This window comes from Microbacterium sp. BF1, assembly GCF_019279095.1.
Classification (GTDB): domain Bacteria; phylum Actinomycetota; class Actinomycetes; order Actinomycetales; family Microbacteriaceae; genus Microbacterium; species Microbacterium maritypicum.
Window position 1 is genome coordinate 1 of sequence record NZ_JAGYWT010000270.1, and the last position, 3,289, is coordinate 3,289.

Genomic DNA, 3,289 nt, shown 5'->3' on the forward strand with positions numbered 1-3,289 from the left:
GGCGGCACGGGAGCGGCGCGTGGTGGTCGGAGCGCGCACACCCTTGGGGACGGCGGCGTGCTGGAGGAGAGCGAAGATCAGGTCGACGACCAGCGCGAGCACGGCCACGAGGATCGCACCGCCGAGCACCTGGTCGAACTTGCGCAGGGGGATGCCCTGGATGATCGGCCAACCGAGGCCGCCGAGGTTCACGTATGCGGCGATGGTGACCGTGGCGATCACCTGCAGCAGGGCCGCGCGGATGCCACCGACCAGCAGCGGGAGCCCGAGGGGCACCTCGACCTTCCAGAACACCTGCCACTCGGTCATGCCCATCGAGCGCGCGGAGTCGAGCACGCGACGGTCGATGGCCTCGAGCCCGGTGTAGGCGCCGGCGAGGAGGGAGGGGATCGCGAGGAGCACGAACGTGATGATCGCGGCCTCGGGCACCCGCAGCACGCCCAGGAGGAGCACGAGCAGCACCATCAGGCCGAACGACGGGATGGCGCGCGCCGCACCCGACACCGCGACGGCGATCTCGCGACCCTTGCCGGTGTGGCCGATGAGCCACCCGAGCGGTATCGCGATGACGCCGGCGATCAGCACCGAGATCAGCGTGTAGTACATGTGCTGACCGAACAGGACCGGCAGCGAGTAGGTGCCCACCCACCGGTCGGGGGAGAAGAGCCAGGCGAAGGCTTCCGTGAAGACGTTCATGCGGCGGCCCCCAGTGCGGCGGTCTGCTTCGCGGCGGACGGCGTCTTGGTGGCGCGAGTCCAGGGCATGAGGGCGCGGCCAAGGAGCATGAGCAGCAGATCGATGAGGAGGGCGATCACGACGACGGCGATCACTCCGGCGAAGACCTCGGCGAGGATGCGTCGCTGCAGACCATTGGTGAAGAGGTAGCCGAGGTTGGTCACCCCGACGAGGATGCCGACCGTGGCGAGGGAGATGGTGCTCACGGCTGCCACGCGGAGGCCGGCGAGCACCACGGGACCGGCGAGGGGGAAGTCGACGGTCCAGAACCGGCGGAAGCCGCCGTATCCCATCGCGGTGGCCGACTGGCGGATGGCGGGGTCGACCGAGTCGAGGCCGTCGGACACGGCCCGCACGAGGATCGCGACCGCGTAGATCGTGAGGCCGATGATGAGGTTCACGGGGCTGCGGGCGGGATAGCCGGCGACCGAGGGGAGCAGGATCAGCAGCGCGAGGGAGGGGATCGTGTAGAGCAGTCCGGTGAGGACGATGACCGGCCCCTTCACCAGCTGATAGCGCCACGCGACCCACCCGAGGGGCAGCGACAGCACGAAGCCGAGCACGATCGCGATCGCACTCTGCTGCAGGTGGATGGCGGTCAGCTCGAGGATGAGGCCGATGTTGTCGACGATCCAGTTCACGGAGCGCCCTTCGTCACGCTCTCCTCGCTCAGGAGCGCGTGGGTCACCGCATCCGGCACATCGACGATCGACCCCTGGGTGCGCCCCTCGGAGTCGACCACGACCGTGCCGCGGGGAGTCTGCTTGAGGTGCAGGGCGCGGCGACCGCGGTCGGCGCCGATGAACGCCGAGACGAAGTCGTCCGCAGGGTTCTCGATGATCTCGCTGGGGCTGCCGACCTGCACGATGCGCGCGCCCTTGTCGAGGATGACGACCTGGTCGCCGAGCAGGAACGCCTCGTCGATGTCGTGCGTGACGAACACGACGGTCTTGTCGAGTTCGCGCTGCAGCCGCAGGGTCTCCTGCTGCAGGTCGGCCCGCACGATGGGGTCGACCGCGCCGAACGGCTCGTCCATGAGCAGGATGTTCGGGTCGGCGGCGAGTCCGCGGGCGACACCGACGCGCTGCTGCTGCCCACCGGAGAGCTGGCTGGGGTAGCGGTCGGCGAGCGCCTGGTCGAGGCCCACCGTGTCGAGCAGCTCACGCGCCCGTTTGTGGGCAGCCGTCTTCTTCACGCCGGTCAGCCGCAGCACCGTGGCCACGTTGTCGATCACCGTGAAGTGCGGCATGAGGCCGGAGTTCTGCATGACGTAGCCGATGCGTCGGCGCAGGGCCACCGGGTCACCCTGGAGCACGCTCTCGCCGTCGATCTCGACCTCGCCGGAGGTGGGTTCGACCATGCGGTTGATCATGCGGAGCAGGGTGGTCTTGCCGCAGCCGGACGAGCCGACGAACACCGTGGTCTTGCGCGAGGGCAGCACGAGGCTGAAGTCGTCGACGGCGAGGGCGCCGCCGGGGAAGCGTTTGGTGACGTTGCGGAACTCGATCATGGGCTGGTCTCCAGTCGGTCGATCGATGTGCGAGCGGACGAGCAGGGGCTCTTCAGATGGCTACGGGCCGACCTCGACGCGGGGATCGAACGCGACGTACCCGGAGAAGTCCTTGCCCACGCGATCGAACGCGGAGGGGAAGGGGTTCGGGTAAGACCAGGCGTAGTCGGTGTAGAGCTCTCCGTCGGTCTGCACCGAGAAGTACTGCGCCGCGCCCTTCCACGGACAGGTGTACGGCGTGGGACTCTCGACGAGTGCCCCGGGTGTGATGGATGCGGGCGGGAAGTACCAGTTCCCTTCGATGCGGGCGAGATCGCTCTCGTCGGCCTCGGCGATGACGGTTCCTGCGAGTACAGCCTTCATGGTCCTGCCTCCTCGGATGTGAGTTCGAGCGTATAAGACGGCTGCGACATCGGGGATGAGGGTTGCGTCGCGGCCGTCAATATGAGAAACAATCCCGTTCCTGTTCGGCACGATCACGCAAACGGATTGCTCCCGATGTCGGGATCGACTCCCTCCACGGCTCAGGCGGAGTCGCGGCCGTATCCCTCGAGCAGCCGCAGCCAGATCTCGCTGATCGTGGGGTACGACGGCACCGCGTGCCAGAGGCGGGCGATCGGGACCTCGCCGACGATCGCCACGGTGGCCGCATGCACGAGCTCCGCCACCTCGGGACCGACGAACGTCGCACCGACCACGACGTCGCGGTCGGTGTCGATCACGAGCCGCGCCTGGCCCTCGAAGCCGTCTTCGTAGAGGCTCGCGCCGGCGACCCAGCCCAGGTCGTAGTCGACGGCCTTCACCGAGATGCCGGCCTTGACCGCCTGGGCCTCGGTGAGCCCGACGGAGCCGACCTCGGGAATCGAGAACGTGACCTGCGGCACGGCAGCCTGGTCGGCTGTGGCGACGTGACGGCATCGGTGCACTGCTGCTCGTGCTCGCCTACCGTCAGGCATTCAGCAACCACGAGAGCAACCCGGCCAACGGACGTTTCATGACGTTCGTGCGCCGTCACCTCCCCGTCAGCGACGAGTACAACGGCGA

4 protein-coding genes and 2 pseudogenes are annotated in these 3,289 nt (G+C 68.2%); 1 reads left to right on the plus strand and 5 read right to left on the minus strand.

The window, feature by feature from the left end; translation table 11 throughout:
• From KZA10_RS10180 to KZA10_RS10200, 5 genes and pseudogenes are all read right to left on the minus strand, one after another.
• A partial coding sequence (locus KZA10_RS10180; protein WP_218682802.1) for an ABC transporter permease occupies window positions 1–696 on the minus strand: 696 nt, incomplete at its 3' end.
• Complete coding sequence (locus KZA10_RS10185; protein WP_058630858.1) at window positions 693–1,376, minus strand: ABC transporter permease; 684 nt, start codon at window positions 1,374–1,376, stop codon at window positions 693–695. The genes KZA10_RS10180 and KZA10_RS10185, both read right to left, overlap by 4 nt.
• The gene (locus tag KZA10_RS10190) at window positions 1,373–2,245 is read right to left on the minus strand and encodes an ABC transporter ATP-binding protein (protein WP_218682803.1); all 873 of its coding nucleotides are present in this window, start codon (window positions 2,243–2,245) and stop codon (window positions 1,373–1,375) included. The genes KZA10_RS10185 and KZA10_RS10190 overlap by 4 nt, the downstream gene beginning before the upstream one ends.
• A 60-nt stretch (window positions 2,246–2,305) precedes the next feature.
• Window positions 2,306–2,608 (minus strand): DUF427 domain-containing protein, encoded by a 303-nt coding sequence (locus KZA10_RS10195; RefSeq protein WP_218682804.1) that lies wholly within the window; start codon window positions 2,606–2,608, stop codon window positions 2,306–2,308.
• Window positions 2,609–2,769: 161 nt separating this feature from the next.
• Window positions 2,770–3,156, minus strand: a pseudogene (locus KZA10_RS10200) (pyridine nucleotide-disulfide oxidoreductase); the annotation flags it as partial.
• Between the two features lie 8 nt (window positions 3,157–3,164).
• On the opposite strand from KZA10_RS10200, the pseudogene KZA10_RS18010 reads away from it, so the two are divergent.
• Window positions 3,165–3,289, plus strand: a pseudogene (locus KZA10_RS18010) (TerC family protein); the annotation flags it as partial.

Excerpts from the sequence above, each read along its gene's own strand:
- KZA10_RS10195 (WP_218682804.1), bottom strand. The coding sequence starts at position 2,608 with ATGAAGGCTGTACTCGCAGGAACCGTCATCGCCGAGGCCGACGAGAGC.
- KZA10_RS10190 (WP_218682803.1), bottom strand. The coding sequence starts at position 2,245 with ATGATCGAGTTCCGCAACGTCACCAAACGCTTCCCCGGCGGCGCCCTC.